We start from the raw sequence: 18,978 nt of genomic DNA on the forward strand, positions 1-18,978 counted from the left end.
CATGGCCGCCAACGTCATCACCGTCGACCGGGTCAGCAAGCAGTTCAAGATCAACAGCAACAAGTCGCTCAAGGAGATGGTCGTCAACCGGGGGCAGACCAAGGCCCACGCCACCGAGTTCTGGGCGCTGCGCGACGTCAGTTTCGAGGTCCAGGCCGGTACGACCCTGGGCCTCATCGGCCACAACGGCTCGGGTAAGTCCACGCTGCTCAAGCTGATCGGCGGGATCCTCACCCCGACGTCGGGGACGATCCGACGTCGGGGCCGGCTGGCTGCGCTGCTCGAGCTCGGCGCCGGGTTCCACGGCGACCTCACCGGCCGTGAGAACGTGTACCTGAACGCGGCCATCCTGGGCCTGACCCGCCAGCAGACCGACCGCTACTTCGACGACATCGTCGCCTTCTCCGGCATCGAGAAGTTCATCGACACCCAGGTGAAGTTCTACTCGTCGGGCATGTACGTCCGACTGGCGTTCTCCGTGGCGATCCACGTGGACCCGGAGATCCTGCTCATCGACGAGGTCCTCGCCGTCGGCGACGAGGCCTTCCAGCGCAAGTGCCTCGACAAGATCAAGACCTTCCAGCGCGAGGGCCGGACGATCGTCTTCGTCACCCACGGCCTGGACCAGGTCCGCGAGCTGTGCGACCGTGTCATCCTCCTCGACCACGGGGACGTCGTCATCGACGGTGACCCGATCGCCGCCGTCCGCACCATCCGAGACACCTGGCAGGACGAGGCCGTCACGGAAGCGGCAGCGCGCGACATCCCCGCGGCCGAGCTCGGCAACGGGGAGATGTCCATCGGGGCGGTCCGCACGCTGGACGCCTCGGGTGCGGAGACGAGCAGGCTGTCGCCCAACGAGCCCTGCACCTTCGAGTTCGAGGTCTCCTCGACCGGGCGCACCACCGACTGGGTGAGCGGCATCGCCATCGAGAACCACCTCGACCAGCTCTGCTACGGGGTCAACAGCGGCCTGATGGGCCGACAGCTGGAGCCCATCCAGGGCGACCGCACGGTGCGCTTCCACGTGCCGGCCCTGGCCCTGGGCGAAGGGCACTACCACCTCACGGTGGCGGTCCACAGCCTCGAGGGCATCGAGTACGCGCGGAAGAACCGCGTCGCCAACTTCAAGGTCTACTCCGACCGGGAGCAGGTCGGCCCGGTGTTCCTCGAGCCCACTCTGGAGATCCGATGAGCGGCATCACTCCCGACCAGCGGACCGGCCGCCTCGGCATCGTCCCGGCCCGGTTCGGCCCGAAGATCGTCGGTGGCGCTGAGATCGTCCTGCGACACATCGCCGAGGGGCTGCAAGGGCGCGGATGGGACGTCGAGATCCTCACGACCGCGGCCACCGACTACTTCGCCTGGGAGAACGACCAGCCGGTCGGCACCGCGCTGGAGGACGGGCTGACCGTCCGGCGCTTCGAGGCGGTGAAGTCCACCCCCGGCACCGAGCGTTCCGTGCTCGGTCACCGGATGCTCGCCGGCGACCGGCTCTCCCTCGCCGAACAGGAGAGGTGGATGAACGACGACGTCCGGGTGCCGGACCTCTACCACCACCTGCTGCTGCACGCCAACGAGTACCGCGCACTGGTCTTCGGGCCGTACCTGTTCTGGCCCTCTTACGCCTGCTCGCAGGTGGCCCCGGACAAGTCACTCTTGTGGACCTGCCTGCACGACGAGGCCGCGGCGTACCAGGACATCTACAAGCCGCTGCTCTCCGGCGTCGCCGGGCTGTTCCTGCAGACCGAGCCCGAGCACGAACTGGCGCACGCGATCCACCCGCAGTTGGCCCCGCACGCCGTGGTGGGCTGCGGGGTCGAGGTGCCCGAGTCCTACGACCCCGACCACTTCCGCCAGCAGTACGGGGTCACCGGTCCCTACGTGTTGTACGCCGGTCGGCGCGAGGGCGCGAAGGGCTGGGACGAGCTGCTCACCCACTTCGGCCACGCCGTCCTGCAGCGGGGGTTGGACCTCCGCCTGGTCACCATGGGAGCTGGCGAGGTGCGCCCGCCGGCCGGACTCGAGGACCGGGTCATCGACGTGGGCTTCCTGCCCGACGCGGATCGCAACGACGCCTACGCCGGTGCGCTGGCCTACGTGCAGCCCTCCCGCTACGAGGCCTTCTCTCGCACCATCATGGAGTCCTGGCTGGCGGGGAGGCCCGTCGTGGGCATCGCCGAAGGCGGTGTCGTCCGACACCACGTACAGACCAGCCAGGGCGGTCTCGTGTACGACGACGCCGAAGAGTTCGCCGAGGCGCTGGCCGTGCTGGTGAACCACCCGCACCTGGCCGAGCAGATGGGCTCTCGCGGCCGCGAGTACGTGATGGCCCGCTACCAGTGGGACATCGTCCTGGACGGCATCGAGGAGAACATCATCGAGTGGACACCGGCACCGACCGGCGCCCTGGCGGCTCCTGGGCGGACCACCGGCCGCGTGACGGGGGTCGACTCCTGATGCGCATCCTCATGGTCAGCCCCTACCCGCCGCAGCGGGACGGGATCGCCAACTACACCGCCCAGTCGGTGGCCGCGCTGATGCGCGAGGGTCACGAGGTCGTGGTGCTCTCACCACAGCCCTCTGCCGCCCACCAGCACCTGGACTTCATGGCCGGCCCGCGTTCCTGGGCGGCGATGAGCCGACGGGTGCGCGGTTTCGACAAGCTCGTCATCCAGTGGCACCCGGCGTTCTTCTACCGGAACAGCTCGATCAGCGACCGCTCGGCCATCGACCTGGCGATGGCCGGCGTGTTCAAGCTGGTGCCCCAGGTCGAGATCTGGGTGCACGAGTACGAGTACGCCGAGGTGGAGGCGTCGGCGATCCGACGCCGCGCCGCCACACTCGCATTCTCCCAGGTCGACCGGATCGTCTTCCACTCCGAGTCCGAGCGGGACATGTTCCTGGAGGCCGTCCCGGTGGACCGCTCCCGGACGGCCCTCTCCCAGCACGGACACGCCTTCCTGCCCCGGACGTCGATGACCCGGGAGCAGGCGCGCGAGTCCCTGGGGATCACCCCGGAGGCGTTCACGTTCCTCTGCATCGGCTTCATCCAGCGACACAAGGGCTTCGACCGGGCTGTGCGCGCCTTCGCCCGGCTCGGTGACTCGCCGCAGGCCCGACTGGACGTCGTCGGCTCGACCCGGCTGGAGGAGCCGGAGTTCCTGGCCTACCTCAACGAACTCGAGTGGTTGACCGGCGGCGACCCCCGGACGACGTTGCACGCCGGCTACGTCTCCGATGAGCTCTTCGACCGCTGGATCCTCGCCTCCGACGTCGTGGTCCTGCCGTACCGGGAGATTTGGTCCTCCGGGGTGCTCGAGCGGGCCGCGCTGTTCGACCGACCGGTGATCGCCACCCGGGTCGGCGGGCTGGAGGAACAGGCTGCCCACCGACGTGTGACCTTCGTGGACGACGACCTCGCCCTCGCCCAGGCCATGGCCGACGCCGCCGGCCTCCTGCTCGACCCGGAGGACGTCGGGACCCTCGGCGGCGAACTGGATGAGCTGCCGTGGGCAGAGCTTCAGCAAGCAGTGGTTCGCCGGGCCGCGGCCCTACGTGGGGGTGAGCTGCGTTCGCGGACCTCCCCGGCTGCGTCGACCCCTGCCCGCAGGGACGACGACCTGGACCGCGCATCGCTGCTCGTCCGTCGGGTCCCCCCGTACGTCACCCCTGCGCCGACGTCCACCCGGCCAGGCGTACCGGCAGCCAAGCGCCTCATCCAGCGTCTCACCGCCTGGCAGGTCAGCCCACTGGTCAGCCGGGTCGACCACCTGCAGGCGGCCACCGCGAACAGCCTCGCCCTGCTCGCCGAGCAGATCCGTGACCTCCGGGCGTCCAGCGACGCCGACCGGACGTCCGGGGCTGAGCGGGCGAACGACCAGCCGGTGGACGAGGCGCAGGACTGACCTGGCCTCCCACCCGCGCCACTCCGGTCGGCGCGGGTGGGTCCCGGGCGTCCGCCCAGGGGCTTGCCCCAGTCCGGACTCCGGCGTGGACGTCACGCGTGTCGGTGGCCCGGGCCACCGACAGGCCCGGGGCCCGGTCAGCCGGGTAGGGCGTGGCCGGTAGCGGGATGGGCAGCACGCGCCCCACGGCACCTGCCACCAGAAGAAGGGCACAGCAGTGGGCATCAGCGCTCAGCACGCCGCGAGGCGACTTGTCGCCGGCTCCGCAGCAGCGGTCCTGCTGCTCTCGGCCGCCGCATGCACCGGTTCCCCAGCTGGCTCCGTGGTGGAGGACTCCTCGAGCGCCGACCGCTCGTCGGTGGGCCCTGCTGGCTCGTCCGTCACGAGCCCGGCGGACGGGCAGGTCAGTCCGGCTGCTCCGGGTGCCCTCGCCACCTCGGGACCGCGACTGCTCGTCTTCGGGGACTCGGTGGCGGCCGGGGCCGGGAGCCCCACCCCACCGTCAAGCTCGTTCGCCTACGACCTCGGCGAGCAGCTGGGGTGGGGGACCGCCGTCAACGCGGTGAGCGGGACCGGGTACGTCAACAAGGGCAGCGCCCCCGGGCTGGACCTCTCGTACGGCGCGCGCCTGGAGGCGCTGCCGGACAGCGGACTGGCAGCCGACGTCGTGGTCGTCGAGGGTGGGCTCAACGACCGCGGGGTGCCGGCCGACCAGCTGGCTGCGGCAGCGACGAGGTTCCTCCAGTCGCTGCGAGCGCGTGCCCCGATGGCACAGCTCGTCGTGGTCGGGGCGATCGCGCCTGACCCGGGAGACCCGACGTCGACTGCGGAGTTCACCGAGGTCAACGCGGCGCTGTCGACGGTCGCGGCCCAGCAGAACGTCACCTTCATCGACCCGGTCGCCGAGCAGTGGTTCACCCCGCAGAACTCCGCGGCCTACATCGCGCCCGATCGACTCCACCCGACGCAGGCGGGGCACGCCTACATCGCGACCCTGCTGTCGGACCACCTGCGAGGGCTCACCCGAGGGTGAGCCGGCGCGCCGCCGCAGACACCGTGGAGTCGCGCCGGTGCGGATGCGGCCCGGCCCGAACCGGCGGCGAGGAGTCACCCTCCAACCGTCACGGCCAGGAGGGTCTCCGGTTCGTGGGGTGGCCGCCTCAAGCAGCCACCCCACGGACCCGAGGCCCTCCTGGCCGACCCCCCTGTCTCAGACCTACCGGCGTACGCCCTCGCACACCCTCCGGATCAGCACGGTCATCGCGGCACCCGTGTGACCGAGTTGGACCCCGGCATCCAGACCAGGGCCCCGCCGAGGAAGTCCTGCCGGAGCGTCCCGTCCACCACGTACTCGTCGGTGACCGGGAGACCGAGCGTCGACGACGGCCCACCGAGCCGCGCGTAGGTCTCACCGATGCCCCCGACCACCGCGTGCGCACCGCTCGCCGGACCCCAGTAGACGGTGCCTCCCTGGAACACGGTCATCCGACCTCCCCCGGCCGCGGGCAGTTCGTCGCTCGTCGGCATCCCCAGACGGCCCCACTCGGCACCGAGGGCGAACCAGTGGTCGCGGATGCCCCCGAGGACCACGTGCGCTCCGGTGGCTGACGAGGCGTACATCGACGCGACACCGGTGAACTGCACGTAGACACCGTCGGCCGGACCGGCCGGCATCGGCTGGTGCAGCGGGTAGCCGACGCCACGCACGCCCCCCAGGGCACGCACACGCGTGGCGATGTCACCCCAGACCGGCTGTGCACCGGTCGCCGGTGACCAGTAGACGTCGCCGGACTGGAAGCGCACACGACGCCCACCGTCCACACCGGTGTCCTCCTCGTCCGCGACCGGGAAGCCGAGCGGCCCGGCAGCGGCCCCCGACCGCGTCCAGGCGTCCGCGATCCCCGGGTACACCAGCCAGGCGTCGGTCGTGGGGCCCCACACGAGCACGCCGCCGCTGCTGAAGTCGGCCCGGACGCCGCCGCCTGCCAGGTACAGCTCGTCGGTCACCGGCACACCGAGGGTGGCAACGCCACCGCGGGCCTCCCATGAGGCCCTGATGCCGCCACGCACCATGTGCGCCCCCGTGGCCGCAGTCCAGTAGACGTCGGCCGTGCTGAAGCGCTGGCGGACGACGCCGGGGCTGACCCCGGCCTCCGCTCCTGTCGGGTACCCGAGCGTCCAGTCCCCGCCCAGGGACAGCCAGTGCTGGCGGATGCCACCCCGGATGGGGTGAGCACCGGTCGCCGCCGTCCAGTAGATGGACACGTCGTTGGCGAAGTGGTTGTACGCACCCCCCTGTGCGGCGACGCCCTCGTCCGTGGTGGGTGCGCCGAGCACAGCAGGCCCGCCTGCCTCCAGGTACGCCGCGAGGATGTCACCTCGCAGCAGGTGGACACCGGTGGACGGCGACCAGTACAGCCGACCGTTCTCGTACTTCTGGTAGGCGAACCCGTCGCCGTACTGCTCGACACCCACCTCTGCGCCCAAGCTGGCCCGGACGGCTGCGTCGGTGGCGTAACGACGCTCGATCGCACTGGTGTTCGCGTCCACGAGGGCAGCGACCCGGTTGCGGATCTCCCCGAGACGGGCGTATCCGTACCGACCCGGACACGCCGTGGAACCCACGTCCCGATGACCGAAGACCGTCGGCAGGGTCACCCGCGTGCCCGCGGCGTACTTGGACGTGCTGCCCCCGGACGTGAGCACTGTGGTGCCCCGCGGGTCGACACCGTAGAGCCCGAACTTCCAGGCGATGACGTCGCCGACGGCGTCGACGGCGGCCTGCGGTACCGCCTCGACGTCGTAGTTGCCGAGCATCGAGACGCCGAAGGTGTAGCTGTTGAAGCCCCCCGCATGAGCGCCCACCACCGTGGAGGTGAGGCCGCCGTAGCGACCCTCGAAGAGCCGGCCCCACTTGTCGACGATCACGTTGTACCCGATGTCGCCCCAGCCCCGTGTCTGCGCGTGGTAGGCGTACATCGAGCGCATGATCGCCGGCACCTGGTCCGCCGAGTAGTTGTTGCTGTCCGCGGTGTGGTGCACGGTGGCGGCCTTGATCGTGGAGACGTACTCGGGTTGCCAGGTGCGGATGCGCTCGTCGGCCCCCCACTCCGCCCGCGTGTAGATCCGCGGCATCGCCTGGGCGGCATGCGCCGTCCCGGCCGGGTCGGCACCCTCGGCGAGGGCATCGGCCTCGCTGGTGCCCGGGTCGATCAGCGCAATGCGCACGTCCTCGGGCACCGTTCCCCCGGCACCCTGCACGACCGCCTCGACGCCCTGCGCAGGCCCGGTCCAGTACGGGGCGGTGCCCCCGCGGACATCATGGTCCTCGGTTGCCCGGCTCTCGGTCTGCTCCACGTCGTCGGGCGCCAGCGACGTCCACTGCCCCCACGTGCCGTCGAGGGCGAGGACCCGCAGCTGGACGACTACGTCGGTGACCGAGGGGTCGTCGCGCCAGGTCACCCCGACGCTGGAGAAACGATCCGTGTCCTCCTGGGACACCGTGAGGGCGGGGACGCCGGGGAGTTCCGCACCTGAGGCGACGACCGACTCGTCGTCCGGGGCAGCCGAGGACCCGGCGGCAGGCGCGGGGGCCTCGGACGCGGGCGCGGTCGGCGCGGACGACTTCGGCGCGGACGGCTCCGGCACCGACCCCTCCGACCCGGACGGGGCTGCCGCGGAGGACTCCGACGCGGCCCCATCCGACGTGGACGGGGCTGGCGCGGAGGACTCCGACGCGGCCCCCTCCGACGTGGACGGGGCCGCCGCGGAGGACTCCGGCCCGGCCGACTCCGAGGCCGACGACTCCGGCGCGGACGCGGCCGGTGTCGTCGTGGCCGGCGCGGACGTCGCTGGCGCAGACGAGGGAGGGGTGGTGATGGGCACGGTCGACGGGGCGGTCGTCGCGACCTCGGCGTCGACCCCGTCAGGCTGCACCTCGCCGTCGCTCAGCACGACAGCGTCCCCACGGGGGTCGACGACCGAGCCGAGTCGGACCTCTTCGATGGAGGCGGCCACGGGGTGGGCGTCGATCCCAGGCGACGCGTAGACGGGCATAGTCAGCAGGGTCGCTGTGAGGGCGAGGAAGGCGAGGAAGCCCGCAGTCAAGCGGCGCACGTTGGTCCTCCGATGAGCGGTGGGCGGCGGTCCGGCACGGGCGCGGACTGGTTCCGTCTCATCTCTTCGGCACGCGGACGGGTGAGTTCAAGGCGGGACGCCGGACGATCTCGGGCCGAGCTGGTCACCGCGCGCCGCTCAGGTGTCGGGAGGACCACCACGAGCGGGGCGACGGAGCCCTGATGTGACGGATGGGGACCGAGGGCGTGCGAGAGACGGTTCACCGGGCGTGTGCTGGACCGACGTCACCACGTCTCGCACGTATCGTCGGATCGACTACGCCGCGGGGCCCGAGGCTCCCGAGCACTGAGCCGAGCCGGCCGGCCCGACGTGAGGACCTCGATGAGCGACACCCAGCACCCCAGGGGCGCTTCCCGCCCACTGCCGCCCCGGCTCGACCCCCGGGCCGGCCGCGCGCCGCGGCACGGCGCTGGCTCGGCCGACCGGCACCCCGCATCCGGCCGCGGACGCCTGACCCTCGCAGCGAGGGTCCTGGCTGGGTTGCTGTCCTTGGCGCTCCTGGGGACGAGCGGCTGGGGATGGCACCTCGGCCGGGTGGCCGACGCCAGCGTCAACCGCACCGACGCCATCCCGACCTCGGGCAACGACCAGCTGGTCGAGACCGGGGAGGCGATGAACCTGCTGCTGGTCGGCAACGACAGCCGGGCCAGCGCCAGCGAGGAGGAGCTCGCCCAGCTCAACACCGAGGCCAACGCCGGCACCAACACCGACACGATGATCCTGGTGCACGTGCCCGCCGACGGGTCCGCGGCGTCCTTCGTGTCCTTCCCCCGCGACTCCTACGTGGAGATCCCCGGCTACGGCTGGGACAAGCTCAACGCCGCTTACGCCTATGGCAGCCAGGAAGCACCCGAGGGCGCCTCCGACGCAGCGGTCCAGTCGGCCGGCGCACAGCTGCTGATCAAGACGCTCAGCTCGCTGACCGGGCTGCGGATCGACCACTACGCCGAGGTCGACCTGCTCGGCTTCTTCAAGCTCTCCGAGGTCGTCGGCGGCGTGGAGGTCAACCTCTGCGAGGCGGCGAAGGACAGCTTCTCCGGAGTCGACCTGCCGGCTGGGGTGCAGACGATCAGCGGTGAGCAGGCCCTCGCGTTCGTGCGCCAGCGTCACGGCCTGCTCCGGGGCGACTTCGACCGGATCGTCCGCCAGCAGACCTTCATCGCCGGGATGATCCGGAAGATGCTCTCCGACAACGTGCTGCTGGACCTGGGCAAACAGCGTGAGCTCGTCCAGGCCGCGGCCGAGGCGCTGACCGTCGACCAGTCCCTCGACCTGTTCAGCCTCGCCTCGCAGATGCAGTCGGTCACGCCGAGCAGCATCGAGTTCCAGACGGTCCCCTACATCGGGACCGACCGCGACGACCAGGACCGCTCGATCATCCGCCTGGAGGACGAGGCAACCCTGCACGCCTTCTTCGCCGAGCTGAACGCCGAGCCCGAGGCCCCGGCCGAGGAGACGACGCCCGAGGCGCCGGCCACCGTGGCTCCCGCCGACGTGTCGGTGGAGGTCTACAACGGCTCGGGCACCTCCGGCCTGGCCGGCAGCGCCGGGACGGCGCTGACCGGCGCGGGCTTCGACGTCACCCTCACCGCCAACGCCGACTCGGCGGACTACACGGTCACCGAGATCCGGTACGCCGCCGGGGACGAAACCCTGGCCAACACCCTGCTCACCCAGGTCCCGGGTGCCGTCCTCAAGTCCGTCGACGACGCGACCAGCGGCACGGTCCAGCTCGTCCTGGGCGCGGACTTCAACGGCGTCGGCCAGGCCCTGACGGTCCAGCCGGCCGCACCGACCACCGAGGGTGCGGACCAGCGCACGGCCGCCGACACCGGGTGCATCAACTGATGCCCCCCACGCCTGCCGACCTGCTCACCGCGGCACTGCGCCGGGACGCCGCCGCACCGCTGGTCACCTTCTACGACGACGTCTCCGGCGAGCGCACCGAGCTCTCGGCCACGACGCTGGCCAACTGGGTGGCCAAGACGGCGAACCTGCTGCAGGAGGAGTTCGACGTCGGCCCCGGCAGCACGGTCGGCGTCGCCCTGCCCGTGCACTGGCAGACCGCAGCGGTGCTGCTCGGGGTGTGGAGCTGCGGGGCCACGGTCTGGGAGACGGCGGCCGAGGACGACGACCGGCTCACCGAGGCCGACGTCGTGCTGGCCGACGCCGACCGGCTGCCCGTGCTGGAGGAGCTGGGGCTGGACGAGCTGCTGGGCCTGTCCCTGCACCCGCTGGGCATGGGCATGACCGGGTACACCGGTCCGGCCCGTGACTACGCGCTGGAGGTCCGCGCGCACGGCGACGTCTTCGCTCCCTGGCAGCCGGTCGACCCGGTCGGGCCCGGGCTGCGGGCCGGCGCACTGGAGCTCAACCTCGCCGGCCTGGTCGCCGCCGCGTCGGAGCTGGCCGACCGGCTGGGCATCGTCCCCGGCGACCGGGTGCTGGTCGACGAGCGGACCGCGGTCGAAGCCGGACCGGTCGCCTGGCTGCTGGCCCCGCTGTCGGCCGGCGCCTCGCTGGTGCTCTGCCGGGCTGCGGCTTCCGCCCAGTTGCAGCGACGGGCGGAGACCGAGCGGGTCACCGCTACGCTCGGCGCGAAGCTCGACGGGATCCGCGAGCTGGGCCGCCCCGCCTGACGCACCGCCCGCCCAGCCCTCGATGGACGGTGGCAGCTGCATGGACAAGGTCGTCTCCAGCCCCCAGGAAGCCGTGGCCGACGTGCCCGACGGCGCGACGCTCGCAGTGGGGGGCTTCGGCCTCTGCGGCGTCCCGGTCGCCCTGATCGACGCCCTGCTCGCCCAGGGCGCGCGCGACCTGGTCACCATCTCGAACAACTGCGGGGTCGACGACCAGGCGCTGGGCGTGCTGCTGTACGCCGGGCGCATCCGGAAGACCATCAGCTCGTTCGTCGGGGGCAACAAGGAGCTGGCCCGGCTGTACCTCTCCGGTGAGCTGGAGGTGGAGCTGACCCCGCAGGGTTCGCTGGCCGAGCGGCTGCGGGCCGGCGGCACCGGCATCCCCGCCTTCTACACCCCGACGGGCGTCGGCACGATGGTCGCCGAGGGCGGCATCCCGGTGCGCTACGACGCCGAGGGAAACGTGGTGGCCACCAGCGAGCCGAAGGAGGTCCGCCGCTTCGGCGACCAGGACTTCGTGCTGGAGACCGCGCTGACCGCCGACTACGGCCTGGTCCGGGCTGCGGTCGGTGACCGGCACGGCAACCTGGTGTTCCGCGAGTCGGCCCGCAACTTCAACCCGCTGGCCGGGATGGCCGCCGAGGTCACCGTCGCCGAGGTCGAGAAGCTGGTCGAGCCCGGGCAGATCCCACCCGAGGCGGTCCACCTGCCCGGGGTGTTCGTGCAGCGGGTGGTCGTCGTCGGCCCCGAGGGCAAGCGGATCGAGAAGCGCACCACCCGCCCGCGCCGCAGCGCGGCGACCCCTTCGGCCGCCGGCACCGAGAGCACGGAGGCCTGACATGACACTGACCCGCGACCAGCTCGCCGCGCGCGTGGCCGCCGACCTCGTCGACGGCCAGTACGTCAACCTCGGGATCGGCATGCCGACCCTGGTGCCCAACCACGTCCCGGACGGGGTGCACGTGGTGCTGCAGAGCGAGAACGGCGTGCTCGGCGTCGGCCCCTACCCGTTCGAGGGGGAGGAGGACGCCGACCTGATCAACGCCGGCAAGGAGACGATCACCGTCCTGCCCGGCGCGAGCTTCTTCGACTCGTCGCTGTCCTTCGGGATGATCCGCGGCCACCACATCGACGTCGCCGTGCTGGGCGCCATGCAGGTGAACACCCGCGGCGACCTGGCCAACTGGCTGATCCCCGGCAAGATGGTCAACGGCATGGGCGGGGCGATGGACCTCGTCCACGGCGCCCGCGAGGTGATCGTGATGATGGAGCACGTCGCCCGCGACGGCTCCCCCAAGATCGTCGACGAGTGCACCCTGCCGCTCACCGGCAAGGCCTGCGTCGACCGCATCATCACCGACCTGGCCGTCATCGACGTCACCGACGCCGGCCTCGTGCTGCGTGAGGTGGCGCCCGGGGTGACCGTCGACGAGGTCCGCGCCGCTACCGGTGCCCCGCTGCAGGTCGCCGACGAGGTGCCGACGATGGCACTGCCGGCGGGCGTGTGACCTTCTCGGTCATCGCCCGCGACCCGACCACCGGCGACCTGGGCATCGCCGTCTCCTCCTGCATCCTGGCCGTCGGCCGGGCGGTCCCCACGGTCCGCCCGGGCGTCGGAGTGGTCGCGGTACAGGCGCGCAGCCGCCGGGGACTCGGGACGTCGCTGATGGCCGGGCTGACCGCGGGCAGCTCGCCGCAGGACCTGGTCCGGCACGCCTCGCACGCCGCCGAGGACGTCGACCGGCAGATCGCCGTGCTGGACGTGACCGGTCAGGTCGCCGCCGACACCGGCCGGGGCTCGCTGCCGGCGAGCGGTCACCTGCTGGGCGAGGGGTTCAGCGTGCAGGGCAACATGCTCGCCTCGCCCGACGTCCTGCCGGCCATGTCGCAGGCGTTCACCGCCACCGGTGGTGGACTGGCCGACCGACTGCTCGCCGCGCTGACCGCCGGGCAGGACGCAGGCGGTGACCTGCGCGGCCGGCAGTCCGCCGCACTGCAGGTGGTCAGCGGGAGGCCGGCCGACGAGGAGGACGACGGCGTCCGGCTGGACCTGCGGGTCGATGACTCCGGGGACCCGGTGGCCCAGCTGCGGATGCTGCGCAACCTGCAGCGGGCCTACGACGAGCGCGACTACGAGACCCTCGCCGTCTTCGCCCCCGAGGGCGCCCGCGACCTGTACGCCGCACTGGCCGCCTCGCGGCGCGGTGACCGGGTGGCGGCGCGCCAGGCGCTGGAGGCGGTGCGCACCCGTCCCGGCTGGTCGACGTGGCTGGCATCGATGGCCGGCGACGCCCGGCTCTCGGCGGTCTCCCGGTTGCTCGACTGAGCAGGCGCCCCGTCAGCGCAGCAGACTGCGGGCGATCACCAGGCGCTGCACCTGGTTGGTGCCCTCGTAGATCTGGGTGATCTTGGCGTCGCGCATCATCCGCTCGACCGGGAAGTCCTGGGTGTAGCCGGCCCCACCGAAGAGCTGGACGGCGTCGGTGGTCACCTGCATGGCGGTGTCTGAGGCGAAGGCCTTGGCGGCGGCGGAGACCCGGGTGACGTCCGGGCTCCCCTGCTCCCCCGCCGCCGCCGCGACGTAGACGAGGTGCCGGGCGGCCTGGATCTTCATGTCCATGTCGGCGAGCATGAACTGCACGCCCTGGAAGTCGGCGACGGCCGAGCCGAACTGGCGGCGGTCCTTGGTGTAGGCGACCGCGGCGTCCAGCGCGCCCTGCGCAACCCCGACCGCCTGCGCGCCGATGGTCGGCCGGGTGAAGTCGAGCGTGCGCAGCGCGGTCTTGAAGCCCGTGCCCGGCTCGCCGACGATCCGGTCGGCCGGGATGGTGCAGTCGGTGAAGTAGAGCTCGCAGGTGGGCGAGCCCTTGATGCCCATCTTCTTTTCCTTGGGCCCGACGGCGAAGCCCGGGTCGTCGCGGTGCACGACGAACGCGGAGATGCCGTTGGCGCCCTTCTCCGGGTCGGTGACGGCCATGACCGTGAACCACTCGGAGACGCTGGCGTTGGTGATCCACGCCTTGGTGCCGTTGAGAACCCACGAGTCGCCCTCGAGCCGGGCCCGGGTGCGCATGGACGCCGCGTCCGAGCCGGCCTCGCGCTCGGAGAGCCCGTAACTGATCATCGCCTCGCCGGCGGCGATCGACGGGAGCACCCGCTGCTTGAGGTCCTCGGATGCGGACAGGATGACCGGTACCGAGCCCAGCTTGTTGACCGCGGGGATCAGCGAGGCGCTGACGTCGACCCGGGCCACCTCCTCGATGACGATGCAGGTGGCGATCGCGTCGGCGCCCTCACCGCCGTACGCCTCCGGGACGTGGGTGGCGTGGAATCCCGCCGCGGTGAGCGCCTTCTGCGCCTCCACCGGGTAGCGGGAGTCGGCGTCCACCTCCGCGGCGAAGGGGGCGATCTCCCGCTCGGCGATCTCGCGGACGGCTTCCCGGATGGCCTCGTGCTCGTCGGTGAGCGCGTACAGCCCAGCGTTGTTACCCACGAGTACAGGTTAAGCCCGGGCGGTCGCTCCCTGGAAGCGACTCACCCCTGCGCGGGGTGTCCGGTCAGGGCGCGATCCGCTGCTGCAGGGCGTCGTCCCGGGCGACGACGGACGCCGCGAGGTCGGCCTGGAACCGCTCGACCTCCGCGCGCAGCCGGTCGTCGCCGGCGGCCAGGATGCGGACGGCGAGCAGCCCGGCGTTGCGCCCGCCACCGATCGACACCGTGGCCACGGGAACGCCGGCGGGCATCTGGACGATGGAGAGCAGGCTGTCCAGCCCGTCGAGCCGGTCGAGCGGGCGCGGCACGCCGATCACCGGCAGCGGCGTCGCCGCGGCGACCATCCCGGGCAGGTGCGCCGCTCCCCCGGCCCCGGCGATGACCACGCGGAGCCCGCGCCCGGCGGCGGACTCGGCGTAGTCGAGCATCCGCCGCGGCGTGCGGTGGGCGGAGACGACATGCGCCTCCCAGGGGACGTCGAACTCGGCCAACGCCTGGGCGGCGGGTTCCATCATCGGCCAGTCGGAGTCGCTGCCCATCACGATGCCGACGATCGGGTCACTCACGGTGGCGCTCCTCAGTGCTCGTCGTCGTCAGTGCTCGTCGTCGAAGGCGAAAGCGGGGTCGACGACACCGTCGGCGAGGTAGCGGGCGGCGGCGACCGCACGGGCGCGCACCTCGGCCAGGTCGTCGCCCAGTGCGGTGACGTGGCCGAGCTTGCGGCCGCGTCGCTGCCCCTTGCCGTACCAGTGCAGCTTCACGTCGGGCCAGTGCGCCATCAGGTGGTGCACCCGCTCGTCCAGCCCCGGCCCGGTCCAGTCGGCGTCCGCCGTCGCCCCGCCGAGCACGTTGGCCATCACGACCACCGGCGCGGTCATCGCGGTCGAGCCGAGCGGGTAGTCCAGGACGGCCCGCAGGTGCTGCTCGAACTGGCTGGTGCGGGCGCCCTCGATGGTCCAGTGCCCGGAGTTGTGCGGGCGCATGGCCAGCTCGTTGACCAGGACGCCCTCTGCCGTCTCGAACAGCTCCACGGCCAGCATGCCGACCACGCCGAGCCGGTCGGCGATCCGGACGGCGAGCTCCTGCGCCGCGGTGGCCTTCGCCTCGTCCAGGCCGGGGGCCGGGGCGTACACCTCGTTGCAGACGCCGTCCCGCTGGACGGTCTCCACCACCGGCCACACCGAGACCTGGCCGAACGGCGAGCGCGCGACCTGGGCGGACAGCTCCCGCACCATGGCGACCCGCTCCTCAGCCAGCAGCGGGCCGTGCCGCTCGAGCAGGTCGGCCACCTCGTCCGGACCGTGGACGACGAAGACGCCCTTGCCGTCGTAGCCACCCCGCGGGGTCTTGAACACCACCGGCCAGCCGACCTCGTCGGCGAACGTGGTGGCGTCGTGGACCGTGCGCACCTCGGCCCAGGCCGGCTGCGGCTCCCCCGCCTCGGCCAGCGCCCGGCGCAGCACCAGCTTGTCCTGGGCGTGCACGAGTGCGGCCGGTCCGGGGGCGACCCGGGTGCCGGCGGCCTCGAGCGCGCGCAGGTGCTCGGTGGGGACGTGCTCGTGGTCGAAGGTGACCACGGTGGCGCCCTCGGCGAGGCGCTGCAGGTCGGCCAGCTCGTTGTGGTCACCGAGCTGCACGTCGGCAGCGACGAGCGCTGCGGACTCGGCGGGGTCGGCGGCCAGTACCCGCAGTGACTGCCCCAGCGCGATCGCCGCCTGGTGGGTCATCCGGGAGAGCTGGCCCCCGCCGACCATGGCCACCACGGGAAGGCCGGTCGTGCGGTGCAGGTACGGCTCGGACACGGTCCCGAACCCTAGTGACGAGACGGGGAGACCCTGCCACCGGTACCGCGGTGCGGCCGTGCACCTGCCTCTACTGCACGGCTCATCTGCATCTGACTTCCCACCTGCCCCATGCGGCGCGCATGCCAGCTCGCTTGGGCTCTCGACGACCCGCCTCGTGCAAACCTTCCCCGCGAGCCCAGCCGCGTCAGGTCGCTCCCCGCAGAGCCGCCCGACACCCGGCATGTGGACAGTCGAACGAGGGGTCTCATGCGAAGCAGTTACAAGGCGGCCTGTTTGGTCGCCTGCACATTGACGCTGGCATCGGCAGCCGCGTGCTCCTCGTCCTCCACCGAGGAGCAGCCACCCAGCGATGCAGAGCGACTGGCTGCAGCGGCCACCGCAGCCCCGGGCGAGTACGGCTCACCGGTCGATCCGTCGCTGCCGGCGCCGACCGACGTGGCCACCGACGCCCCGCTCGTGGGTACGGTTGCCGAGGGCACGGTGGTGGTGTCCTCGGCACTGTGGAACGGCGCCACCGCCGCCGTCGAGGTGGACGGTCTCGTCCCGGACGTGATCGAGTCCAGCGGCACCTGCACCCTCACGCTGTCGGGCGACGGGACGAGCGTCACGACGGAACGCCCCGGCACACCCGATGCCACCTCCACGGCTTGCGCCTCGCTGAGCATCCCTGGAGCCGACCTGTCCCCAGGGACGTGGACCGCCGTGCTGAGCTACGAGTCCCCCGTCTCCACAGCAGCGTCCAGCCCGGTCGAGGTGGAGATCCCGTGATGCGCATGCTGACCCGGGTGCTCGTCATCGCCTCGGTCGTCGCAGCGGCCTTGGTCGCACCCACCTCCGGTGTCGCGCCGACGAACTCGGCAGGGGCCGCGGACCTCCGGTACTTCGACCCGAGCAACATCATCAGCGACGCGGTCTTCTACGACTCCTGGTCGATGGACGGGCCGGCGATCCAGGCGTTCCTCAATGCCAAAGGCGCGAAGTGCTCCGCAGGCGAGATGCCTTGCATCAAGGACTACAAGCAGGACACCGCGGCCATGGCCGCTGACTCGCTCTGCGCCGGATATGCCGCGGGCAACGGGGAGAGCGCGGCGACCATCATCGCCAAGGTCGCCGTCTCCTGCGGGATAAGCCCGCGCGTCCTGCTGGTGCTGCTGCAGAAGGAGCAGAGCCTCATCACGCGGACCGCGCCAACGGTCTACGCATACACGCATGCCACGGGCTTCGGGTGCCCGGACACCGCACCCTGCAACCCGACGTTCTCAGGCTTCGTCAGCCAGGTCTACTTCGCGGCGCGCCAGTTCCAGAACTACCGCAAGAACGCGCAGAACTTCGGCAAGCGGGTGGGGCGGACCTCGACGATCTCCTACTACCCCGCCACCTCGGCGGCGAACAACCTCAACGACTCTCGCTGCGGCAACGCACAGGTCTACATGTCCAACGCAGCGACTGCAGGCCTGTACAACTACACGCCCTACCTGCCCAACCAGGCCGCACTCAACGCCGGCTATGGAACCGGCGACGCCTGCTCCTCCTACGGCAACCGGAACTTCTGGAACTACTTCACCGATTGGTTCGGCTCCACGCAGTCCACAGGCGGCGGTGCCATCATGACGAAGTACCAGAGCATGGGGGGGGAGAGCGGGGCCCTCGGTCCGGCCACGACGTCCTTCTACTGCGGCCTGGTCGGCGGCGGGTGTTGGCAGGCGTTCCAGGCGGGACGGATCTACTGGTCTCCGGCGACCGGGGCCAACGCCGTGATGGGTGAACAGGGTGAGCGCTTCCTGCAGCTGGGCAGCGAGAACGGCCTACTGGGCTACCCGGTCAGCGACAACGTGTGCGGCCTGCCCCAGGGGGGCTGTTATCAGCAGTTCCAGAACGCCACTCTGTACGGCACACCAGCCACGGGGACCCGCATCGTCCGCGGCGACATCCGCGCCGCGTTCCGCGCTCAGGGCTCGGAGTGGGGGCCGCTGGGCTACCCGACCACGGACGAGGTGTACGGCCTGCCGGGCGATGGCGTCTACCAGCAGTTCCAGAACGGCCGTGTCTACTGGTCACCGAGCACTGGAGCCCATCCGGTCGTCGGCGACCAGCTGGCCCGTCATGAGGCGCAGGGCGGCCCAGCAGGGCTCGGCTACCCGAGCAGTGACCTGACCTGCGGCCTGATCCAGTCCGGCTGCTACCAGGTCTTCACCGGCGGCAACATCTACACGACCCCCACGAGCGGCACTTTTGCGGTACGCGGCGGCATGTTGACCGCCTTCCGCGCTCAGGGTTCGGAGTGGGGGGCACTGGGCTACCCGACCGCCGACGAGGCCTACGGCTCCGCCGAGGGCGGCAGCAGCCAGCGATTCCAGAACGGCACGCTGTACTGGTCCCCCGCCACCGATGCCCATGCGGTGATCGGCGACCAGCTCGCGACCTATGTCGCCCAGGGGGCGGAGGCCGGCCCACTCGGCTACCCACGGAGTGAGCTGATCTGCGGGTTGATCCATTCCGGGTGCTACCAGCTGTTCACCGGCGGCACGGTCTACCGGACCGACGCCACCGGTACACACGCGGTGCGCGGCGGCATGTTGACGCTGTTCAAGGCCCAGGGCTCCGAGTGGGGCGAGTTGGGGTTCCCGACCACTGATGAGGTCTACGGCCTGCCTGGCGGGGGCAGCTACCAGGAGTTCCAGAACGGCCGCACGTACTGGTCACCGGCCAGCGGGGCACACGCGGTCACGGGACGGCTGCTGACCTACTGGCAGCAGCTCGGCGGCGAGAGCTCTGCCGCCGGGTATCCCGCCGGCGCAGCGAAGGTGAGCGGGACGGTCAGCACGCAGCAGTTCACCGGCGGACGGATCAGTTACGACACGGCCACCTCGTCCGGCACCTTCACCCCGCGCTGACCACCCGGTCACACGAACGGCCTGCCACGGGAGACACCGTGGCAGGCCGTTCGCGTTCCACCCGGGTCCGACGGAGGAGACGGACCGCGCGAGGCCTGCCAGC

Annotated in this window: 15 protein-coding genes; 11 read left to right on the plus strand and 4 right to left on the minus strand. The window is 71.6% G+C overall.

Features of this window, described 5'->3' with window-relative positions; genetic code table 11:
* Position 1: 1 nt before the first annotated feature.
* The 4 genes from HLA93_RS09420 to HLA93_RS09435 all read left to right on the plus strand — a co-directional run bounded on the left by HLA93_RS09420 (position 2) and on the right by HLA93_RS09435 (position 4,941).
* The gene (locus tag HLA93_RS09420; RefSeq protein ID WP_222194120.1) at positions 2 to 1,195 is read left to right on the plus strand and encodes an ABC transporter ATP-binding protein; all 1,194 of its coding nucleotides are present in this window, start codon (positions 2 to 4) and stop codon (positions 1,193 to 1,195) included.
* Positions 1,192 to 2,460, plus strand: coding sequence for a glycosyltransferase family 4 protein (locus HLA93_RS09425; protein WP_222194121.1), 1,269 nt, complete (start codon positions 1,192 to 1,194; stop codon positions 2,458 to 2,460). Before HLA93_RS09420 ends, HLA93_RS09425 begins: the two co-directional genes overlap by 4 nt.
* Positions 2,460 to 3,908 (plus strand): glycosyltransferase family 4 protein, encoded by a 1,449-nt coding sequence (locus HLA93_RS09430; protein ID WP_222194122.1) that lies wholly within the window; start codon positions 2,460 to 2,462, stop codon positions 3,906 to 3,908. Before HLA93_RS09425 ends, HLA93_RS09430 begins: the two co-directional genes overlap by 1 nt.
* Positions 3,909 to 4,230: 322 nt before the next feature.
* Positions 4,231 to 4,941, plus strand: a complete 711-nt coding sequence (locus tag HLA93_RS09435) for an SGNH/GDSL hydrolase family protein (RefSeq protein ID WP_222194123.1) — start codon at positions 4,231 to 4,233, stop codon at positions 4,939 to 4,941.
* A 224-nt stretch (positions 4,942 to 5,165) separates the two neighbouring features.
* Here the strand turns inward: HLA93_RS09435 and HLA93_RS09440 are convergent, their stop codons facing one another.
* On the minus strand, positions 5,166 to 8,024 hold the full coding sequence (locus HLA93_RS09440; RefSeq protein WP_222194124.1) for an N-acetylmuramoyl-L-alanine amidase: 2,859 nt from the start codon (positions 8,022 to 8,024) through the stop codon (positions 5,166 to 5,168).
* 555 nt (positions 8,025 to 8,579) lie between these two features.
* Here HLA93_RS09440 and HLA93_RS09445 point away from each other — a divergent pair.
* From HLA93_RS09445 to HLA93_RS09465, 5 genes are read left to right on the plus strand one after another with little or no spacing between them, the layout of a single operon-like run.
* Positions 8,580 to 9,893 (plus strand): LCP family protein, encoded by a 1,314-nt coding sequence (locus HLA93_RS09445; RefSeq protein WP_308128036.1) that lies wholly within the window; start codon positions 8,580 to 8,582, stop codon positions 9,891 to 9,893.
* The gene (locus tag HLA93_RS09450; protein WP_222194126.1) at positions 9,893 to 10,684 is read left to right on the plus strand and encodes a TIGR03089 family protein; all 792 of its coding nucleotides are present in this window, start codon (positions 9,893 to 9,895) and stop codon (positions 10,682 to 10,684) included. Before HLA93_RS09445 ends, HLA93_RS09450 begins: the two co-directional genes overlap by 1 nt.
* 40 nt (positions 10,685 to 10,724) lie before the next feature.
* Entirely contained in the window at positions 10,725 to 11,522 is a 798-nt protein-coding gene (locus HLA93_RS09455; protein ID WP_222194127.1) for a CoA transferase subunit A, read from the plus strand.
* Between the two features lies 1 nt (position 11,523).
* Complete coding sequence (locus HLA93_RS09460) at positions 11,524 to 12,192, plus strand: CoA transferase subunit B (protein WP_222194128.1); 669 nt, start codon at positions 11,524 to 11,526, stop codon at positions 12,190 to 12,192.
* Positions 12,189 to 13,010 (plus strand): DUF1028 domain-containing protein, encoded by an 822-nt coding sequence (locus HLA93_RS09465; protein WP_222194129.1) that lies wholly within the window; start codon positions 12,189 to 12,191, stop codon positions 13,008 to 13,010. Before HLA93_RS09460 ends, HLA93_RS09465 begins: the two co-directional genes overlap by 4 nt.
* Positions 13,011 to 13,022: 12 nt before the next feature.
* On the opposite strand, the gene HLA93_RS09470 is transcribed toward HLA93_RS09465, so the two are convergent.
* The 3 genes from HLA93_RS09470 to HLA93_RS09480 all read right to left on the minus strand — a co-directional run bounded on the left by HLA93_RS09470 (position 13,023) and on the right by HLA93_RS09480 (position 15,978).
* Complete coding sequence (locus tag HLA93_RS09470) at positions 13,023 to 14,177, minus strand: acyl-CoA dehydrogenase family protein (protein WP_222194130.1); 1,155 nt, start codon at positions 14,175 to 14,177, stop codon at positions 13,023 to 13,025.
* 64 nt (positions 14,178 to 14,241) lie between these two features.
* On the minus strand, positions 14,242 to 14,742 hold the full coding sequence (purE, locus tag HLA93_RS09475) for a 5-(carboxyamino)imidazole ribonucleotide mutase (RefSeq protein WP_439957971.1): 501 nt from the start codon (positions 14,740 to 14,742) through the stop codon (positions 14,242 to 14,244).
* Between the two features lie 27 nt (positions 14,743 to 14,769).
* On the minus strand, positions 14,770 to 15,978 hold the full coding sequence (locus HLA93_RS09480; RefSeq protein WP_222194131.1) for a 5-(carboxyamino)imidazole ribonucleotide synthase: 1,209 nt from the start codon (positions 15,976 to 15,978) through the stop codon (positions 14,770 to 14,772).
* A 249-nt stretch (positions 15,979 to 16,227) separates the two neighbouring features.
* On the opposite strand from HLA93_RS09480, the gene HLA93_RS09485 reads away from it, so the two are divergent.
* Positions 16,228 to 16,749, plus strand: coding sequence for a hypothetical protein (locus HLA93_RS09485; protein ID WP_222194132.1), 522 nt, complete (start codon positions 16,228 to 16,230; stop codon positions 16,747 to 16,749).
* On the plus strand, positions 16,749 to 18,875 hold the full coding sequence (locus HLA93_RS09490) for an LGFP repeat-containing protein (protein WP_246626326.1): 2,127 nt from the start codon (positions 16,749 to 16,751) through the stop codon (positions 18,873 to 18,875). Before HLA93_RS09485 ends, HLA93_RS09490 begins: the two co-directional genes overlap by 1 nt.
* Positions 18,876 to 18,978 lie beyond the last annotated feature (103 nt).

Origin of the sequence: Modestobacter italicus, assembly GCF_019799965.1 — a bacterium.
Taxonomy (GTDB): domain Bacteria; phylum Actinomycetota; class Actinomycetes; order Mycobacteriales; family Geodermatophilaceae; genus Modestobacter; species Modestobacter italicus_A.

Coding starts and splice junctions, on each gene's coding strand:
- HLA93_RS09455 (WP_222194127.1), top strand. CDS start 10,725: ATGGACAAGGTCGTCTCCAGCCCCCAGGAAGCCGTGGCCGACGTGCCC.
- HLA93_RS09485 (WP_222194132.1), top strand. CDS start 16,228: ATGCGAAGCAGTTACAAGGCGGCCTGTTTGGTCGCCTGCACATTGACG.
- HLA93_RS09430 (WP_222194122.1), top strand. CDS start 2,460: ATGCGCATCCTCATGGTCAGCCCCTACCCGCCGCAGCGGGACGGGATC.
- HLA93_RS09490 (WP_246626326.1), top strand. CDS start 16,749: ATGCGCATGCTGACCCGGGTGCTCGTCATCGCCTCGGTCGTCGCAGCG.
- HLA93_RS09420 (WP_222194120.1), top strand. CDS start 2: ATGGCCGCCAACGTCATCACCGTCGACCGGGTCAGCAAGCAGTTCAAG.
- HLA93_RS09425 (WP_222194121.1), top strand. CDS start 1,192: ATGAGCGGCATCACTCCCGACCAGCGGACCGGCCGCCTCGGCATCGTC.
- HLA93_RS09460 (WP_222194128.1), top strand. CDS start 11,524: ATGACACTGACCCGCGACCAGCTCGCCGCGCGCGTGGCCGCCGACCTC.
- HLA93_RS09450 (WP_222194126.1), top strand. CDS start 9,893: ATGCCCCCCACGCCTGCCGACCTGCTCACCGCGGCACTGCGCCGGGAC.